The sequence below is a fragment of the Streptomyces sp. NBC_01217 genome, assembly GCF_035994185.1.
GTDB lineage: Bacteria > Actinomycetota > Actinomycetes > Streptomycetales > Streptomycetaceae > Streptomyces.
This window is the reverse complement of the sequence record NZ_CP108538.1, coordinates 2943342-2960856: the sequence shown is the minus strand read 5'-3', so window position 1 is coordinate 2960856 and position 17515 is coordinate 2943342. Positions and strand designations below refer to the sequence as shown.

Sequence of the window (17515 nt, the reverse complement as noted above, 5' to 3'; positions counted from 1 at the left end):
GCACACTGGCCAGATCTGCCACGACCGGGGAGTGCAAGGTGAGCACGGACATTCCAGGCATCGACCCCATCGACCCACTGGACGGGCTGCGGGCCCCGCAGGACCCGGACTGCGACGTCTTCCTCACCGGCACGGTCTTCCTCGACATCATCTTCACCGGCCTGGACAGCGCCCCGGTGCGCGGCACCGAGTCCTGGGCGCGCGGCATGGGGTCAAGCCCCGGCGGGGTCGCCAACATGGCCACCGCGCTGGCCCGGCTGGGACTGCACACCTCACTGGCCGCGGCGTTCGGCGACGACCACTACGGGGAGTACTGCTGGGACGCCCTGGAACAGGGCGAGGGCATCGACCTGTCCATGTCGCACACCGTCCCCGGCTGGCACTCGCCGGTGACCGTCTCCATGGCGTACGAGGGCGAGCGGACGATGGTCTCGCACGGCCACGAGGCCCCGGGCCCGGTGGGCCGCCCCGGCGCCGCGGTCTCCGCCGAGGACGCCGCGTTCCCGAGGTGCCCGCCGCGCGCCCGGGCCGCCATCGCCTCGCTCGCACCCGGCCGCAGCGAGCCCTGGGTCGCCAAGGCGGCCAGGAACGGCGCCCGGATCTTCGCCGACGTCGGCTGGGACGAGACGGGCCGCTGGGACCTGGACGCCCTGACCGACCTGGAGCACTGCCAGGCATTCCTCCCCAACGCCGAGGAGGCGATGCGCTACACCCGTACCGACTGCCCGCGCGCCGCCGCCCATGCGCTGGCCGAGCGGGTGCCGCTCGCCGTGGTCACCCTGGGCGCGGAGGGCGCGTACGCGGTGGACGCGGCGACCGGGGCGAGCGCCGTGGTGCCCGCGATCGAGGTCGAGGCCCTGGACCCGACCGGGGCGGGCGATGTCTTCGTCGCCGGATTCGTCACCGGCACCCTGGCGGACTGGCCGCTGGCCGACCGGCTGGCCTTCGCCGGACTCACCGCGGCGCTCTCGGTGCAGGAGTTCGGCGGATCGCTGTCGGCGCCGGACTGGGACGAGATCGCCGCCTGGTGGCAGCAGATCCGCACCCTCGCCGACCAGGATCCGGCGGCGCTGCAGCGGTACGCGTTCCTGGAGGAGCTGCTGCCCGCGGCCGCCCGGCCGTGGCCGCTGCGCAGGGCCGTTCCGACGATCGGGTTCCGCCGCCCGGAGTAAGCCCTGCGCACGGGTGTTCGCAATGCGTACGGAAAAGCCCTCGGCGTTGTCGGTGCGGAGTCGTACGCTTGGTAATCCAGAGGTTGTCGATTGGCGAGAACCTTGCAACGGGAGGTATGTGCAGGCCACAGAGCCGGCCCATGACTCAGACACCCACAGCCCAGACCCCCGCGCCGGGGCAGGCGCGAGCCCACTTCACCGTTCCGGCCAAGCATCCGATGGTGACCGTTCTGGGCTCAGGTGACGCCCTGCTGCGTGTGATCGAGACGGCCTTCCCGGGGGCCGACATCCATGTCCGGGGAAACGAGGTCAGCGCCGCCGGTGATGCGACGGAAGTCGCTCTGATCCAGCGCCTGTTCGACGAGATGATGCTGGTGCTCCGCACCGGTCAGCCGATGACGGAGGACGCAGTGGAACGTTCGATCGCGATGCTCAGGGCGAGTGAGAGCGGCGAGGGGGACGGCCCGGAGACCCCGGCCGAGGTGCTCACCCAGAACATCCTCTCCAGCCGCGGTCGCACGATCCGCCCCAAGACGCTCAACCAGAAGCGGTACGTCGACGCCATCGACAAGCACACGGTGGTCTTCGGCATCGGCCCCGCCGGCACCGGAAAGACCTATCTCGCCATGGCGAAGGCGGTCCAGGCCCTGCAGTCCAAGCAGGTCAACCGGATCATCCTGACCCGTCCCGCCGTCGAGGCGGGCGAGCGGCTCGGCTTCCTGCCCGGCACGCTCTACGAGAAGATCGACCCCTATCTGCGCCCGCTCTACGACGCGCTGCACGACATGCTCGACCCCGACTCGATCCCACGGCTGATGGCGGCGGGCACGATCGAGGTGGCGCCCCTGGCGTACATGCGCGGCCGCACGCTCAACGACGCGTTCATCATTCTCGACGAGGCGCAGAACACCAGCGCCGAGCAGATGAAGATGTTCCTGACCCGACTCGGCTTCGAGTCGAAGATCGTCATCACCGGTGACGTCACCCAGGTCGACCTGCCGAACGGGACCAAGAGCGGTCTGCGCCAGGTCCAGGACATCCTGGACGGCGTCGAGGACGTGCACTTCTCCCGGCTCACGTCAACGGATGTCGTCCGGCACAAGCTGGTCGGCCGTATCGTCGACGCGTACGAGAAGTACGACAGCCAGGACGGTCACGGCGGCCGGGACGGTCACAGCGGCCGGGACAGCCACGGCAGCCGGGACGGCCACAAAGGGAAGTAGTCGCAGCGCACCATGTCGATCGACGTCAACAACGAGTCCGGAACCGAGGTCGACGAGCAGGCGATCCTCGACATCGCCCGCTACGCGCTCGCGCGGATGCGGATCCACCCCCTCTCCGAACTCTCGGTGATCGTGGTGGACACCGACGCCATGGAGCAGCTCCACATCCAGTGGATGGACCTGCCGGGGCCGACGGATGTCATGTCCTTCCCGATGGACGAACTCCGTCCGCCGTCCAAGGACGACGAGGAGCCCCCGCAGGGGCTCCTCGGTGACATCGTGCTCTGCCCTGAGGTCGCCAAGAAGCAGGGCGAGGACGCGGAGACCCAGCACTCCATGGACGAGGAGCTCCAGCTCCTCACCGTCCACGGAGTGCTGCATCTCCTCGGCTACGACCACGAGGAGCCGGACGAGAAGGCCGAGATGTTCGGCCTCCAGGCCGCGATCGTCGACGGCTGGCGCGCCGAGCGCGGCCTGACCGGTCCGTCGCCCGCCCCCACCGTGTCGTGAGCGTCCCCCTCGTCCTGGGCGCCGTCCTGCTGGTCGTCGTCGGCTGGCTGGCGGCCTGTGCGGAAGCGGGCATCGCCCGTACGTCGAGCTTCCGGGCCGCCGAGGCGGTCCGCTCCGGGCGGCGCGGCAGCCAGAAACTGGCACAGGTCGCGGCGGATCCGACCCGCTACCTCAATGTCGCCCTGCTGGTGCGGGTCGCCTGCGAGATGTCGGCCGGTGTACTCGTCACGTACGCCTGCCTCAAGGAGATTCCGGAGACCTGGGAGGCACTGGCCGTCGCCATGGCCGTGATGGTCCTCGTCTCCTACGTCGCCATCGGTGTGTCGCCGCGGACCATCGGCCGCCAGCACCCGCTGAACACGGCCACGGCAGCGGCGTACGTCCTGCTGCCGCTGGCCAGGATCATGGGCCCGATCCCGCAGCTGCTGATCCTCATCGGCAACGCGCTGACCCCGGGCAAGGGGTTTCGCAAGGGACCGTTCGCCAGCGAGGCCGAACTGCGGGCGATGGTCGACCTCGCCGAGCAGGAGTCGCTGATCGAGGACGAGGAGCGCCGCATGGTGCACTCCGTCTTCGAGCTCGGTGACACGCTCGTGCGCGAGGTCATGGTGCCGCGGACCGACCTGGTCTGCATCGAGCGCTACAAGACGATCCGGCAGGCGCTGACCCTGGCGTTGCGCTCCGGCTTCTCGCGCATCCCCGTCACGGGGGAGAACGAGGACGACATCGTCGGCATCGTGTATCTCAAGGACCTGGTCCGCAAGACGCACATCAACCGCGAGTCGGAGGCCGATCTGGTCTCCACGGCGATGCGGCCCGCGGCGTTCGTGCCCGACACGAAGAACGCCGGTGATCTGCTGCGCGAGATGCAGCAGGACCGCAGCCATGTCGCCGTCGTGATCGACGAGTACGGCGGCACGGCGGGCATCGTCACCATCGAGGACATCCTCGAAGAGATCGTCGGCGAGATCACCGACGAGTACGACCGCGAACTCCCGCCCGTCCAGGCGCTGGAGAACGGCTGCTTCCGGGTGACCGCGCGCCTGGACATCGGCGACCTCGGGGAACTGTTCGGCCTCGACGAGTACGACGACGAGGACGTGGAAACGGTCGGCGGACTGCTCGCGAAGGCGTTGGGCCGGGTGCCGATCGCCGGGGCGTCCTCGACCGTCGACCTGCCCGACGGCCGACGCCTGCGGCTGACGGCGGAATCCCCGGCGGGACGCCGGAACAAGATCGTCACGGTGCTGGTGGAGCCCGTGGGACCGGAGGGGGTGGGCGCGGGGTGACTCCGCAGCAACTGAGGGCGTTCTGTCTGGACTTCAACGCGAGCGTCGAGGAGTTCCCGTTCGGGCCGGAGACATCCGTTTTCAAGGTGCTCGGCAAGATGTTCGCCCTCAGCACGCTGGACGCGCGCCCGCTGACGGTGAACCTCAAGTGCGATCCGGACGAGGCGGTGCGGCTGCGGGAGGAGTACGACGCGGTGGTCCCGGGCTGGCACATGAACAAGCGGCACTGGAACACGGTGACGGCGTCCGGGGTGCCGGACCGGGTGCTCCGTGAGCTGATCGAGGACTCCTACGACCTGGTGGTGGCGGGACTTCCGAAGTCGGCACGCCTACGGCTGGACCGGGCGTAGTCCGGGGGCTCCGCGACGGGGCAAAATCCAGCCTCGCCGGCGTTTGAGGCGCGGGGTCCGGGGCGGAGCCCCGGTCACGGGAAGGGGCGGGGCGGGGAACAGGCCCCCCGCTTCGTATGCTCGGCACATGACTGAGAGCACCGACCTCGGCCCCGAGGACCGCAAGATCGTCACGCTGGCCCGCAGCGCCCGCGCCCGCAACGGCGTCCCGGAGGGCGCCGCCGTGCGGGACGAGACCGGACGCACCTATGTCGCCGGCACAGTGCGCCTGGAGTCGCTTCAGCTCAGCGCGTTGCAGACCGCCGTGGCGATGGCCGTGGCCAGCGGTGCCACCTCGCTGGAGGCGGCCGCGGTCGTCTCCGAGGCGCAGACCCCCTCGGACGCGGACCGCGCCGCCGTACGCGACCTGGGCGGCCCGGACACACCGGTCCTGCTCGCCGGTCCCGACGGCACTCTGCGGGTCAGCGTGACGGCGGGCTGACGCCGGCACCGCTGGGCCGCCGCGCTGGGCGCGGGCCTACACCGTCACCGGTGGCGGCGGCGGTGGCGAGATCCCGGACGGCAGCCGACAGCCGGCAGCTCAACTCGTCCGTCGAGGCGGGCACGCTCTCCATGGCCCGGGCCGGGGACACCGTCGAGATGTCGGCGGTCGACTTCGGCAGGGGCGGCGCCTCCCGCGGCTCACCGCGGACGGTGACCGTCGAGGACTACCGCGGCGGCCCCGCCGGCTGGTCCCTGACCGCAAAGGTCACCGACTTCAAGGGCCCCGGCGGCGCGACGATCGGCGCATCCGCACTCGGCTGGACCCCGGTCTGCGCGACGAAGCCCGGCAGCCCCAGCACCTGCGCGGCCGGTCCCGAAGGACCGGTGGGCAGCGCGGGCGCCACGCCGGCGTCCACGCCGAACGGGACCTTCACCGGCGGCGCTGCTCGGCGCCCCCACCGTCCACGCCGCGGACAACGGCAGCCGGTCGGTCTACCCGGCCACCGCCACCACGCACTCCGCTCAGCGCCCGTACTTCCACGTCTTCGCCGACCCCGGCGACGCGGGAGCCGTCGCCCGGATCCATCTGCGGGTCAACGGACCGACCATGCCCGCGCTCTCCGTGGACGACATCAGGGTCGAGCACACCCAGCCGCTGGTCCCCGGCACCGGGAAGAGCCGGGCCGTCATCTCGTACACGCTCCACAACCGGGGCAACGTCACCCTCGACCCCAGGGTCGCCCTCAGGGCCGAGGGCCTCTTCGGCCGCACCCTGCTCGCCCGCGACCTCAAGAACATCCCCTCCGAGCTGCTGCCCCGCCAGCGGGTCCGGCTGACCGAAAAGCGGGCCGACGCGCCCCCAGCTGGAATGGGGCGAGATCAGGGTGACCGCGAGCGCCCGCGACCCCCGCGAGTCCGCCGCCGTCTCCTGCTTCGCACTGCCCTGGCTGGTGGCCGGGGTCCTGCTGGTGATCGTCGGCGGGGGCACGGGACTGTGGATACGGGCCCGTCGGAGCCGCGTCCGCAGGGCCTGAGAGGGTGCGTGACAGGCCCCGGCGCCGCCTTTGGTACGGCGGGGCCGCCAGGATCGGGGACAATGGGCGCCATGAGCGTTCGACCTGACACAGAAGCCGCTGCACAGCAGGGCGCGAGCAACGCCCCCCACCGGGCCGGCTTCGCCTGCTTCGTGGGCCGCCCCAACGCGGGCAAGTCCACCCTCACGAACGCTCTGGTCGGCCAGAAGGTGGCGATCACCTCCAACCGGCCCCAGACGACCCGGCACACCGTGCGCGGCATCGTGCACCGCGAGGACGCGCAGCTGATCCTGGTCGACACCCCCGGCCTCCACAAGCCGCGCACGCTGCTGGGCGAGCGCCTCAACGACGTCGTACGCACCACCTGGGCCGAGGTCGACGTCATCGGCTTCTGCCTGCCCGCCGACCAGAAGCTCGGCCCCGGCGACAAGTACATCGTCAAGGAACTCGCGGGCATCAAGAAGACCCCGAAGATCGCCGTCATCACCAAGACCGACCTGGTCGACTCCAAGCAACTCGCCGAACAGCTGCTCGCCGTCTCCCGCCTCGGCGACGAGCTCGGCTTCGAGTGGGCGGAGATCATCCCGGTCTCCGCGGTCAAGGACACGCAGGTGGACCTGCTGGCCGACCTGATCGCCCCGCTGCTCCCGGAGAGCCCGCCGCTCTACCCGGAGGGCGACCTCACCGACGAGCCCGAGATGGTCATGGTCGCGGAGCTGATCCGCGAGGCCGCGCTCGAAGGCGTACGGGACGAGCTGCCGCACTCCATCGCGGTGGTCGTCGAGGAGATGCTCCCGCGCGAGGACCGCCCGGCGGACAAGCCGCTGCTCGACATCCACGCCAACGTCTACATCGAGCGCCCCAGCCAGAAGGGCATCATCATCGGCCCGAAGGGCAAGCGGCTGAAGGACGTCGGCACGAAGTCACGCAAGCACATCGAGGCCCTGCTCGGCACCCCGGTCTTCCTGGACCTGCACGTGAAGGTCGCCAAGGACTGGCAGCGCGACCCGAAGCAGCTGCGGAAGCTCGGTTTCTGACCGGCGCCGAGCCCGGCGGCCGGAGGCCGGCGCAGCTGCCCGACGCCGCTGAGGCCCCCCGGGCCGAGGGGTGCGAGGACAGCCGTGGAGATGGGTCCCGAAGCAGCTGCGTAAGCTCGGATTCTGACCCTGGTCACGTGTGGACGGCTCGCGTGTACGCAAGTCTCACGCGCCCTCCTTCAGGACGCGTGAGACCAGTGCGCGCTGGGCCTCGGTCAGCTTCGGGTCCGCGCAGTGGACCGTGCGGGCGTCGACCGTGATCCGGTACCGGAAGCCGTCCGGTACGCCCGCGGGCGGGGTGCCGTGGCCCTCGGCGAGTGCCGATGCGGCCAGGGCCTCCCACTCCGCCGCGTCGGCCCGTCCGGCGGTGTCGACCTCGCGGTGGCGTGCGATGCCGGCGAAGCCGCCGGTCCTGCTGACCTGAATCCGCATGCGGTGTTCTCCTCCATCGCCGGATGGGCCCGGGGCTGCTCTACGCGGTCGGTACGCCCACCTCCGACCAGGCCTTGAGGACCGCCTCGACCTCGTCGCCATCCCCGAAGCGGCTGCGGGCCGCGGCCACCGTCAGCCGGGCGAAGGACGCGAAGTCCGCGTCCACCGCCAGTTGACCACCGGTGAGCACATCGAACCAGAGCTGCCCGGCCCGCTCCCACGCATTGCCGCCGAGCGCCGTCGCCAGCAGACAGAACGCGCGGTTCGGGATACCGGAGTTGAGGTGCACCCCGCCGTTGTCCTCGCCGGTGTGGATGTAGTCCTGCATCGACGCGGGCTGCGGGTCCTTGCCGAGCACGTCGTCGTCGTACGCGGTGCCGGGCTCCTTCATCGAGCGCAGGGCGACGCCCTGGACCCGGGGTGCCAGCAGCCCGGCGCCGATCAGCCAGTCGGCCCGGTCCGCGCTCTGGCCCAGCGAGTACTGCTTGACCAGGGAGCCGAAGACATCGGACATCGATTCGTTGAGCGCGCCGGACTGGCCGTAGTAGCTCAGATTGGCGGTGTACTGGGTCAGGCCGTGCGCCAGCTCGTGGGCGATCACGTCGATCGCGACGGTGAAGTCCAGGAAGATCTCGCCGTCCCCGTCGCCGAAGACCATCTGCTCGCCGTCGAAGAAGGCGTTGTTGTACTTCTCGTCGTAGTGCACGGAGCCGATCAGCGGCAGCCCGTTGCCGTCGATCGAACGGCGGCCGTACGCCTTGAGCAGCAGTTCGAAGGTGGCGCCGAGCCCCGCGTACGCGCGGTTGACGCTCGCGTCCTTTGTCGGCTCCTGCCCCTCGGCGCGGACCTCGGTGCCGGGCAGCTGCGTGCCGTGACGGCAGTCGTACAGCGTCCGGTCGGGTTTGTCGGACGCCTCACCCCCGGTCGCGGGGGCGACGGGCACGGTGACGACCGTTGCCATCTGGCGGCGGGTACGGCGGGCGGCGTCGCTCTCCAGGGTGCGGCGGGCGGGGCCCGCGAGATCGGGGTCGTCCGACTGCGACAGCTTGTCGAGGACATGGGGCGGCACGATGGTGCAGAAGACGGGGTGGAACCCGTGCTGGGAGTGAGGCTGCATGGAGTCGACTGTGGCACCGGGTAATCGAGATGTCACCGGTTGTGACCATGATTGATGAAATGGAGTGATCGATCACCTCTGGGCGTTTCCGGTGCCCGGTCCCGCATACTGATACGGGACGGACGCATCAGACGCCTCTCGGCTACTCTCGTCGCATCATGCGTTTCGGGCTGCTTCTTCTTAGCTGCCGCGGCGAGGGCCTGTAGTCGTAGGCCGACCCCCTCCCCGCGGAGTCTGGTGTTGCAGCGACACAGTCGGCCGTCCCGTTGGTTGGATCCCGAGGAGCCCTACGCCATGACCGCCGCAAATCCCGCTCGGACGCCCGCTGAGACCGCTGTCGGCCGTCCGACGCCGATCACGAACGCGACCCGGCTGCAGAAGCCGTCCGGGATGCCGATCCACAAGTACGGCCGGTACGAGGCCGTCGAGATTCCCGACCGCACCTGGCCGGACAACCGGATCACCGTCGCACCCCGCTGGCTGTCCACCGATCTGCGCGACGGCAACCAGGCCCTGATCGACCCGATGTCGCCGGCCCGCAAGCGTGAGATGTTCGATCTGCTGGTACGCATGGGCTACAAGGAGATCGAGGTCGGCTTCCCGTCCTCCGGCGAGACCGACTTCGCGTTCGTCCGCTCCATCATCGAAGAGGGTGCGATCCCCGAGGACGTCACGATCTCCGTGCTGACGCAGGCCCGCGAGGACCTGATCGAGCGGACCGTCGAGTCCATCGTCGGCGCCCACCGTGCGACCGTGCACCTGTACAACGCGACGGCGCCCACCTTCCGCCGGGTAGTCTTCCGCGGCTCCAAGGACGACATCAAGCAGATCGCCGTGGACGGCACCCGGCTGGTCATGGAGTACGCGGAGAAGCTGCTGGGCCCGGAGACGACCTTCGGCTACCAGTACAGCCCCGAGATCTTCACCGACACCGAGCTGGACTTCGCCCTGGAGGTCTGCGAGGCGGTCTGTGACGTCTGGCAGCCCGAGGAGGGCCGCGAGATCATTCTCAATCTGCCCGCCACCGTGGAGCGTTCGACGCCGTCCACGCACGCGGACCGGTTCGAGTGGATGTCGCGCAATCTCTCGCGCCGCGAGTTCGTCTGTCTGTCGGTCCACCCGCACAACGACCGCGGCACCGCCGTCGCCGCCGCCGAACTGGCCATCATGGCCGGTGCGGACCGGATCGAGGGCTGCCTGTTCGGTCAGGGCGAGCGCACCGGCAACGTCGACCTGGTGACGCTGGGCATGAACCTGTTCTCGCAGGGCGTCGACCCGCAGATCGACTTCTCGCAGATCGACGAGATCCGCCGCACCAGCGAGTACTGCAACCAGATGGAGGTCCACCCGCGCCACCCCTACGCGGGCGACCTGGTCTACACCGCCTTCTCCGGCTCCCACCAGGACGCCATCAAGAAGGGCTTCGACGCCATGGAGGCCGACGCGGCCGCCCAGGGCAGGACGGTCGACGAGATCGAGTGGGCGGTGCCGTACCTGCCGATCGACCCGAAGGACGTCGGCCGCAGCTACGAGGCCGTCATCCGGGTCAACTCGCAGTCCGGCAAGGGCGGAATCGCCTACGTCCTGAAGAACGACCACAAGCTGGACCTGCCGCGCCGGATGCAGATCGAGTTCTCCCGGATCATTCAGGCCAAGACCGATGCCGAGGGCGGCGAGGTCACGCCGAAGCAGATCTGGTCCGCGTTCCAGGACGAGTACCTGCCCAACCCCGAGAACGCCTGGGGGCGCGTACAGATCCGCTCCGGCCAGACCACGACCGGCTCCGACGGCCAGGACACCATCACCGTCGACGCGACCGTGGACGGCGCGGACACCGTGCTGACCGGTTCCGGCAACGGTCCGATCTCCGCTTTCTTCGAAGCGCTGCAGGCCATCGGCATCGACGCCCGTCTGCTGGACTACACCGAGCACACGATGAGCGAGGGCGCCAGCGCTCAGGCCGCCTCGTACATCGAGTGCGCGATCGACGGAAAGGTCCTGTGGGGCATCGGCATCGACGCCAACACCACGCGGGCCTCGCTGAAGGCGGTCGTCTCCGCGGTCAACCGCGCGACCCGCTGACCCGACGCCCGAAAGGGCATGAAGCCGCACGGCCGAAGACCCCGTCCACCCGTATCAGGGGGGCGGGGTTCGGCCATCTCCTGCGGTTGTGACGACCGGGGTGCTGACGTCACATCATGACTGTGGTTAACATCACGTCCACACGGCAATGTTGCCGGAGCGTTACGGAGGTGTGCGACGTGCGGTCAGCCCTGGGACAACGCGCCATGAAGCTGCGTATCTGCGGCATCCGCACCATCTGGGACACCGTCGGTGACGGCGAGTTCTTCTGCCCCGGCTGCGGCGGCGACCGCAACTACCGCCGTCTCACCGGCCGTCGCCGCTTCGCGGTGCTCGGCGTGCCGATGCTTCGGCGCGGCACCACGGGCCCCGTCGTCGAATGCGCCGCCTGCCGGACCCACTTCGCCACCGATGTGCTCGACCACCCCACCACCACCCGGTTCTCCGCCATGCTCCGCGACGCCGTGCACACGGTCGCGCTCGGCGTCCTCGCGGCCGGCGGCACCACCTCCCGTACGGTCCTGGAGGCCGCGGCCGCCATCGTGCGCGACGCCGGATTCGACGACTGCACGGAGGAACAGCTCTGCACCGTCGTCGAGGTCCTCTCCGCCGACATCGGCCACGGCTCCGCCTTCGGTCCGGCGGCCGAGGCCTGCGGCGCGGCCCTCGCCATCGAACTGCACGAGGCGCTGGAACCCCTCGCCCCGCATCTGGCCCCCGCAGGACGCGAATCGATCCTGCTCCAGGGCGCCAGGATCGCGCTCGCCGACGGCCCGTACGGGCAGGCGGAGCGCGAGGTGCTGGCGACCGTCGGCGGGGCGCTGCGGCTCCGCGCCGAGGACACGGCCCGGCTGCTCGCCGCGGCGGCGCGTACCCCCTCCTGAGCGGCCCCGTCCGCACCGGGCGCGTACTCCCTCGGGAGTAATCGGGCCCGCGCGTCCACCGCGGCAGTAGCCGCGAAGTCGGCCCAGGGCGCGACGTACCGGCCCCGTTCCGCCGGGATTCTGGAGAGGAATCCAGACACCCGGCGGAAGGGGGGCCCGTCATGAGGGCCGAAGTGGAACCGAGCGGTACGCGACCACGCACGATGCGGCGTGTGCTGCCCTGGGCGATCCTCGCGCTGTGGGTCGCCGTGATCGCGCTCGCGGGGCCGCCGGCCGGCAAGCTAGGCGACGTACAGACCAACCGCGCCGTCGACTACCTTCCCGCAAACGCCGACTCCACCCAGGTGGCGAAGATCCAGGACGCGCTGCCCGGCGGTGAGGCCACCGAACTCGTCCTCGTTTACCACCGCGACGGCGGACTGACCGCCGCCGACCGGGCTCTGGCCGCCGGGCAGGCCGCCGAGGTCGCCCGCGCCCACACCCTCACCGCGGCCCCGCGAGCCGTCCCGTCGAAGGACGGCACAACCCTGATGTACCCGGTCTCCTCCACCGAGCCGGGACAGGACGACGACGCCAGGAACGCCTTCGTCGACGATGTGCGCGCGGTCGCCGGGGGCGGCGGCGGACTGAGCGTCGACGTCGGCGGCCCCGGGGCGCTGAACACGGATGCGAAGAAGGTCTACGAGTCCCTCGGCGGACCGCTGCTCTACACGACCGTCGCCGTCGTGGCGATCCTGCTGATCCTCATCTACCGCAGCCCGCTGCTGTGGCTGGTGCCGCTCGTCGTCGCGGGCGTCGCCGACGCCCTGTCCATGGCCGTCGTGTACGGACTCAACCGTGGCTTCGACATCACCGTCACCGGCCAGAGCTCCGCCGTGATGACCATCCTCGTCTTCGGCGCGGGCACCGACTACGCGCTGCTGCTCGTCTCCCGCTACCGGGAGGAACTCGGCCGCTTCGCCCGGCCGTACGACGCCATGGTGGCCGCCCTGCGCGGCTGCGGACCCGCCGTCGTCGCCTCCTCGGGCACCGTCGCCGCCGGTCTGCTGTGCCTGCTGGCCGCCGACCTCACCAGCAGCCGGGGCATGGGCCCCATCGCCGCCGTCGGGGTGCTCTGCGCGCTGCTCGCCATGACGACGCTGCTCCCGGCGCTGCTGGTGCTGCTCGGCCGCCGGGTGTTCTGGCCGCTCGTTCCCGGGTACGGCAGCGTGCCCGTACAGCGTCGATCGGTCTTCGCCGCGATGGGCGGCACGGCCGGGCGCAGGCCGGTGGCCGTGCTCGCCTGCGGGGGTGTGCTGCTGGGGGCGCTGGCGCTCGGTGCGTTCAACCTGCCCGGCGATCTCAAGCAGGAGGACTCCTTCTCCAGCAAGCCGGAATCGATCGTGGCGATGGAGACCCTCGCCGACGCCTATCCCGGACGCTCCACCCAGCCGATCACCGTGATGACCCCGACCGAACGGGCCGGGGCGACCCTGGCGAAGGCCCGTGCCACCGAGGGTGTCACCGCCGTCGAGCGCGGCCGCAGCGGCGGCGGCTGGACCGAACTGTCCGTCGTCGCCGCCGACCGTCCCGAGTCCGCGGGGGAGCGGGCGACCATCGAGGCACTGCGCGACTCCCTGGACGGCAGCCATGTCGGCGGGCCCAGTGCCCAGCAGATGGACGCGAAGACGGCCAACGCCCGGGACCTCAGGACAGTCGTACCGCTCGTCCTGATCTCCGTCCTGCTGATCCTGATCGCCCTGCTGCGCAGCCTCGTCGCACCACTGCTGCTGGTCGCCGCCGTCGTCGCGGTGTGGGGCGCCTCGCTCGGCATCGGGGGACTCGTCTTCGAACCGCTCTTCGGGATGAAGGGCACCGACCCCGGGCTCCCGCTGCTGTCCTTCGTCTTCCTGGTGGCACTCGGCGTCGACTACGGCATCTTCCTGATGCACCGCGTCCGCGAGGAGGCCCTCTCCGGCGCCGCACCGACGGCCGCCGCCCTCACCGCACTGCGCACCACGGGCGGTGTGATCGCCTCGGCGGGCCTGGTGCTCGCCGCCACCTTCGGGGTCCTGCTGAACATGCCGATGGTGAGCCTGGTCCAGATGGGCTTCGTCATCGCCGTCGGCGTACTCCTGGACACCTTCCTCGTCCGCACCTATCTGGTGACCTCGGCGAGCGTGGCGCTCCAGCGCAGGATCTGGTGGCCGGGCGCGCTCAGCCGGATCCCCACCGCATCCGAAGGCCCCCGCGAGCCCGAACTCGTCACGACCCCCTGACGGTTTCCCCACCCGTACCGGAGGATGGCAAGCGTGTCCCCGACCACGCGCCGACGCGAGCGCATCATGGCCGTCGTCAACCGCGACCCCATGGAGGCTCCGCACAAGACGCGCACCGACGCCCTCATAGCCGGGGGCGCCGGTGCGCTCTCCGCCGTACTCGCCCTGCTCACCGACCCGGCCCGGTCGCCCGACGCGCTCGGCTGGGTGCTGCTCGTCGCGAGCGCCGTGCCGATCGTCTGGCGGCGGCGCAACCCGCTGCTCGCCCTGCTCGCGATGATCCCGTTCATCGCCCCGTACCACGCGCTCGACAACGCGCACGCGGCCGTGATGCCGCAGGCCTGGATCGCGCTCTACACGGTCGCGGTGACCGGCAGGCCGCTGCGTACGGTGCTGACCGGTCTCGGCGTCCTGTCCGTCGTGGTCACGGTGGTGCTCACCATCAACGCCCACGAGGGCATCCAGCTGCTGCGCATCTCCGGCTGGATCGTCGCCATCCTGTTCTGCGGCGTCGACATGCGCGTCTACCGCCAGTACATGGCCTCCGTGCTGGAGCGCGCCGAACGCGCGGAGCGCACCCGCGAGGAGGAGGCCCGGCGGCGGGTCGCCGAGGAACGGCTGCGGATCGCCCGCGATCTGCACGATCTGCTGGCCCACAGCATCACCCTCATCGGCGTCCAGACCTCGGTGGCCTCGCACATCCTGACGGTCGACCCGGACCGGCTCGACCGGCACGCGATCGCCGCGGCACTGGAGGACATCGCCGGTACCTGCCGGGAGGCCAGGGCCGAGCTGCGCACCACCCTGGAGGTGCTGCGCGACGGCAGGCACGACAGCCACGACCGGCACGACGCCGAGGGCCCGCTGCCCGATCTGGCGGCGCTGCCCTCTCTCGTACGGGCTGCCGAGGCGGCCGGGGCACACGTCGACCTCGCGGTACGCGCACCGGCCGGGCGGCTGGCCCCGGCGACCGGCGCCGCCGCGTACCGCATCGTGCAGGAGTCGCTGACCAACGCCGTACGGCACGCCGGGGCCGGTGTACGGGTCAGGGTCGCCGTGGCACCGGACAGCGGCAGCGGAGGCGCGCTGCGGGTCACCGTCACCGACGACGGCACAGGACCCCCGAAGGAAGGCTCCGTACCCGGGTTCGGCATCGTGGGCATGCGGGAACGGGCCCGCAGCACCGGCGGCACACTGGACGCGGGACCCCGCCCCGGCGGCGGCTTCGAGGTCTCGGCGCTGCTGCCGTTCCAGGAGGGGGAGGCCGCACCATGATCCGGGTACTGCTCGCCGACGACCAGACACTGGTACGGGCGGCCTTCACGATGCTCATCGAGTCCGACCGGGAGATGGAGGTCGTCGGCCAGGCCGGCACCGGCCTCGAAGCCGTCGAACTGACCCGCGCGCACCGGCCCGACCTCGTCGTCATGGACATCCGGATGCCCGAGCTCGACGGCATCGGGGCGACCCGCCGCATCGCCGCCGACGAGGACCTCGCCGGAGTGAAGGTACTGGTCCTGACCACGTACGACACCGACGAGCACATCGTCGACGCACTGCGCGCGGGCGCATCCGGCTTTCTGGTCAAGGACACCAGGCCCGCCGAACTCCTGGCCGCCATCAGGACCGTGGCGGCGGGCGAGGCCCTGCTCTCGCCCGGCCCGACCGCCCGGCTCATCGCCCGGGTGCTCAGCAGCCCCCGGACCCCGCCTGCCGGAGCGCCGGGCGGCCCGGACCGCCTGTCCCAACGGGAGCGCCAGGTCCTGTGCCTGGTCGGGCGCGGGCTGAACAACACCGAGATCGCCGCGGCCCTCGGCCTCAGCCCGCTCACCGCGAAGACCCACGTCAGCCGGATCATGGGCAAGGTCGGCGCCCGCGACCGGGCCCAGCTGGTGATCGTCGCGTACGAGTCGGGGCTGGTCGTACCGGCCGCGGGCGGGACGGACGGAAAGTGAGCGGCCCCGGTTTCGGGGGCGGGCCCGCCGAGCCGTCCCCGTACCCGACAATGGACGCATGAGCTTGTTCCGGGACGACGGCGTGGTGCTGCGCACGCAGAAGCTGGGCGAGGCCGACCGGATCATCACGATCCTGACCCGCGGCCACGGCCGGGTCAGGGCCGTCGCCCGCGGGGTGCGGCGCACGAAGTCCAAGTTCGGCGCGCGGCTGGAACCTTTCTCCCATGTCGACGTGCAGTTCTTCGCCCGGGGCAGCGAGCTGATCGGCCGCGGTCTGCCGCTGTGCACCCAGAGCGAGACGATCGCCCCGTACGGCGGCGCCATCGTCACCGACTACGCCCGCTACACCGCGGGCACCGCGATGCTGGAGACCGCCGAGCGGTTCACCGACCACGAGGGCGAACCCGCGGTCCAGCAGTACCTCCTGCTCGTCGGCGGGCTGCGCACCCTCGCCCGCGGCGAACACGAGCCGCATCTCATCCTCGACGCCTTCCTGCTGCGCTCGCTCGCCGTCAACGGCTACGCACCCAGCTTCGACGACTGCGCGAAGTGCGGAATGCCCGGACCGAACCGGTTCTTCTCCGTCGCGGCGGGCGGCGTCATATGCGGTGACTGCCGGGTACCCGGCAGCGTCGTACCCTCGGCTGAGGCCGTCACCCTGCTGAGCGCACTGCTCACCGGCGACTGGGGGACGGCGGACGCGTGCGAGGCGCGTCATGTCAGGGAGGGGAGCGGACTGGTGTCCGCCTATCTGCACTGGCATCTGGAGCGCGGACTGCGCTCACTGCGGTACGTAGAGAATTGACACAGGCAGATCAGGCACAGGGAGCGAGACAGTTCATGGCAGTACGCGGGATGCTCGGCGGCCGTAACCGGCGCGACTACAAGACCCCGGAGCCGCACCCCTCAGGTGCCACGCCCCCGAAGATCCCCGGCGAGCTGGTGCCCAAGCACATCGCCGTCGTGATGGACGGTAACGGCCGCTGGGCCAAGGAACGCGGCCTCCCGCGCACCGAGGGCCACAAGGTCGGCGAGGGCGTCGTCATGGACGTCCTCAAGGGCTGCATCGAGATGGGAGTCAAGAACCTCTCGCTGTACGCGTTCTCCACCGAGAACTGGAAGCGGTCCCCGGAGGAGGTGAAGTTCCTGATGAACTTCAACCGGGACGTCATCCGCCGCCGCCGCGACGAGATGAACGAGCTCGGTATCCGGATCCGCTGGGTCGGCCGCATGCCGAAGCTGTGGAAGTCCGTCGTCGAGGAGCTCCAGGTCGCCCAGGAGCAGACCAAGGACAACGACAAGATGACGCTGTACTTCTGCGTCAACTACGGCGGCCGGGCCGAGATCGCGGACGCCGCGCAGCGGATCGCCCAGGACGTCGCGGCCGGGAAGCTCGACCCGTCGAAGGTCAACGAGAAGACGTTCGCGAAGTACATCTACTACCCGGACATGCCGGACGTCGACCTCTTCGTCCGCCCCAGTGGCGAGCAGCGCACGTCCAACTACCTGATCTGGCAGAGCGCGTACGCCGAGATGGTCTTCCAGGACGTGCTGTGGCCGGACTTCGACCGCCGCGACTTGTGGCGGGCCTGCCTGGAGTTCGCCCAGCGCGACCGGCGCTTCGGCGGTGCGGTGGAGGCGGTGCGGAAGGCCGAACCCACGGCCTGAGCCGTTGCCGCTACGATCATG

The 17515-nt window shown here is 70.7% G+C and carries 17 protein-coding genes and 1 pseudogene; 15 read left to right on the top strand and 3 right to left on the bottom strand.

Going from position 1 to position 17515, the window contains the following annotated elements; genetic code table 11:
• Positions 1-38 precede the first annotated feature (38 nt).
• The 7 genes and pseudogenes from OG507_RS13010 to OG507_RS12980 form a co-directional block, all read left to right on the top strand.
• Complete coding sequence (locus OG507_RS13010) at positions 39-1172, top strand: carbohydrate kinase family protein (protein ID WP_327367355.1); 1134 nt, start codon at positions 39-41, stop codon at positions 1170-1172.
• A 140-nt stretch (positions 1173-1312) separates the two neighbouring features.
• A complete protein-coding gene (locus OG507_RS13005; protein WP_327367354.1) occupies positions 1313-2395 on the top strand; it encodes a PhoH family protein in 1083 nt (360 codons plus the stop codon).
• 12 nt (positions 2396-2407) lie between these two features.
• On the top strand, positions 2408-2905 hold the full coding sequence (gene ybeY / locus OG507_RS13000; RefSeq protein ID WP_327367353.1) for an rRNA maturation RNase YbeY: 498 nt from the start codon (positions 2408-2410) through the stop codon (positions 2903-2905).
• The gene (locus OG507_RS12995; protein WP_327367352.1) at positions 2902-4194 is read left to right on the top strand and encodes a hemolysin family protein; all 1293 of its coding nucleotides are present in this window, start codon (positions 2902-2904) and stop codon (positions 4192-4194) included. The genes ybeY and OG507_RS12995 overlap by 4 nt, the downstream gene beginning before the upstream one ends.
• Entirely contained in the window at positions 4191-4544 is a 354-nt protein-coding gene (locus OG507_RS12990) for an MmcQ/YjbR family DNA-binding protein (protein ID WP_327367351.1), read from the top strand. The genes OG507_RS12995 and OG507_RS12990 overlap by 4 nt, the downstream gene beginning before the upstream one ends.
• A 127-nt stretch (positions 4545-4671) precedes the next feature.
• The gene (locus OG507_RS12985; RefSeq protein WP_327367350.1) at positions 4672-5025 is read left to right on the top strand and encodes a cytidine deaminase; all 354 of its coding nucleotides are present in this window, start codon (positions 4672-4674) and stop codon (positions 5023-5025) included.
• A 34-nt stretch (positions 5026-5059) separates the two neighbouring features.
• Positions 5060-5468, top strand: a pseudogene (locus OG507_RS12980) (beta-xylosidase); the annotation flags it as partial.
• Here the strand turns inward: OG507_RS12980 and OG507_RS12975 are convergent.
• Positions 5458-6015 carry a hypothetical protein gene (locus OG507_RS12975; protein ID WP_327367349.1) on the bottom strand — a complete coding sequence of 186 codons (558 nt, stop codon included), beginning with the start codon at positions 6013-6015 and terminating at the stop codon, positions 5458-5460. The pseudogene OG507_RS12980 and the gene OG507_RS12975 overlap by 11 nt on opposite strands.
• Before the next feature lie 108 nt (positions 6016-6123).
• Between OG507_RS12975 and era the strand changes: the two genes are divergently transcribed.
• Positions 6124-7098 (top strand): GTPase Era, encoded by a 975-nt coding sequence (gene era / locus OG507_RS12970; RefSeq protein ID WP_327367348.1) that lies wholly within the window; start codon positions 6124-6126, stop codon positions 7096-7098.
• Between the two features lie 165 nt (positions 7099-7263).
• Here the strand turns inward: era and OG507_RS12965 are convergent, their stop codons facing one another.
• Together OG507_RS12965 and OG507_RS12960 are read right to left on the bottom strand one after the other, a co-directional pair.
• A complete protein-coding gene (locus OG507_RS12965) occupies positions 7264-7530 on the bottom strand; it encodes a protealysin inhibitor emfourin (protein WP_327367347.1) in 267 nt (88 codons plus the stop codon).
• Between the two features lie 40 nt (positions 7531-7570).
• Positions 7571-8647 (bottom strand): M4 family metallopeptidase, encoded by a 1077-nt coding sequence (locus OG507_RS12960; protein ID WP_327367346.1) that lies wholly within the window; start codon positions 8645-8647, stop codon positions 7571-7573.
• A 294-nt stretch (positions 8648-8941) separates the two neighbouring features.
• On the opposite strand from OG507_RS12960, the gene leuA reads away from it, so the two are divergent.
• The 7 genes from leuA to OG507_RS12925 all read left to right on the top strand — a co-directional run bounded on the left by leuA (position 8942) and on the right by OG507_RS12925 (position 17494).
• Positions 8942-10729, top strand: a complete 1788-nt coding sequence (gene leuA / locus OG507_RS12955) for a 2-isopropylmalate synthase (RefSeq protein ID WP_327367345.1) — start codon at positions 8942-8944, stop codon at positions 10727-10729.
• Between the two features lie 206 nt (positions 10730-10935).
• Complete coding sequence (locus OG507_RS12950; protein ID WP_327371955.1) at positions 10936-11613, top strand: TerB family tellurite resistance protein; 678 nt, start codon at positions 10936-10938, stop codon at positions 11611-11613.
• A 161-nt stretch (positions 11614-11774) separates the two neighbouring features.
• Positions 11775-13871: an MMPL family transporter gene (locus OG507_RS12945; protein ID WP_327367344.1), complete on the top strand. Its 2097-nt coding sequence runs from the start codon at positions 11775-11777 to the stop codon at positions 13869-13871.
• A gap of 24 nt (positions 13872-13895) precedes the next feature.
• A complete protein-coding gene (locus OG507_RS12940; protein ID WP_327367343.1) occupies positions 13896-15146 on the top strand; it encodes a sensor histidine kinase in 1251 nt (416 codons plus the stop codon).
• On the top strand, positions 15143-15826 hold the full coding sequence (locus OG507_RS12935) for a response regulator transcription factor (RefSeq protein WP_327367342.1): 684 nt from the start codon (positions 15143-15145) through the stop codon (positions 15824-15826). The genes OG507_RS12940 and OG507_RS12935 overlap by 4 nt, the downstream gene beginning before the upstream one ends.
• Positions 15827-15884: 58 nt before the next feature.
• Complete coding sequence (recO, locus tag OG507_RS12930; RefSeq protein WP_327367341.1) at positions 15885-16631, top strand: DNA repair protein RecO; 747 nt, start codon at positions 15885-15887, stop codon at positions 16629-16631.
• Positions 16632-16666: 35 nt separating this feature from the next.
• Positions 16667-17494, top strand: a complete 828-nt coding sequence (locus OG507_RS12925) for an isoprenyl transferase (protein WP_327367340.1) — start codon at positions 16667-16669, stop codon at positions 17492-17494.
• Positions 17495-17515: the final 21 nt, after the last annotated feature.

Coding starts and splice junctions, on each gene's coding strand:
- OG507_RS13005 (WP_327367354.1), top strand. CDS start 1,313: ATGACTCAGACACCCACAGCCCAGACCCCCGCGCCGGGGCAGGCGCGA.
- ybeY (WP_327367353.1), top strand. CDS start 2,408: ATGTCGATCGACGTCAACAACGAGTCCGGAACCGAGGTCGACGAGCAG.
- OG507_RS12985 (WP_327367350.1), top strand. CDS start 4,672: ATGACTGAGAGCACCGACCTCGGCCCCGAGGACCGCAAGATCGTCACG.
- era (WP_327367348.1), top strand. CDS start 6,124: ATGGGCGCCATGAGCGTTCGACCTGACACAGAAGCCGCTGCACAGCAG.
- OG507_RS12965 (WP_327367347.1), bottom strand. CDS start 7,530: ATGCGGATTCAGGTCAGCAGGACCGGCGGCTTCGCCGGCATCGCACGC.
- OG507_RS12960 (WP_327367346.1), bottom strand. CDS start 8,647: ATGCAGCCTCACTCCCAGCACGGGTTCCACCCCGTCTTCTGCACCATC.
- leuA (WP_327367345.1), top strand. CDS start 8,942: ATGACCGCCGCAAATCCCGCTCGGACGCCCGCTGAGACCGCTGTCGGC.
- OG507_RS12950 (WP_327371955.1), top strand. CDS start 10,936: ATGAAGCTGCGTATCTGCGGCATCCGCACCATCTGGGACACCGTCGGT.
- OG507_RS12945 (WP_327367344.1), top strand. CDS start 11,775: ATGAGGGCCGAAGTGGAACCGAGCGGTACGCGACCACGCACGATGCGG.
- OG507_RS12940 (WP_327367343.1), top strand. CDS start 13,896: ATGGCAAGCGTGTCCCCGACCACGCGCCGACGCGAGCGCATCATGGCC.
- OG507_RS12935 (WP_327367342.1), top strand. CDS start 15,143: ATGATCCGGGTACTGCTCGCCGACGACCAGACACTGGTACGGGCGGCC.
- recO (WP_327367341.1), top strand. CDS start 15,885: ATGAGCTTGTTCCGGGACGACGGCGTGGTGCTGCGCACGCAGAAGCTG.
- OG507_RS12925 (WP_327367340.1), top strand. CDS start 16,667: ATGGCAGTACGCGGGATGCTCGGCGGCCGTAACCGGCGCGACTACAAG.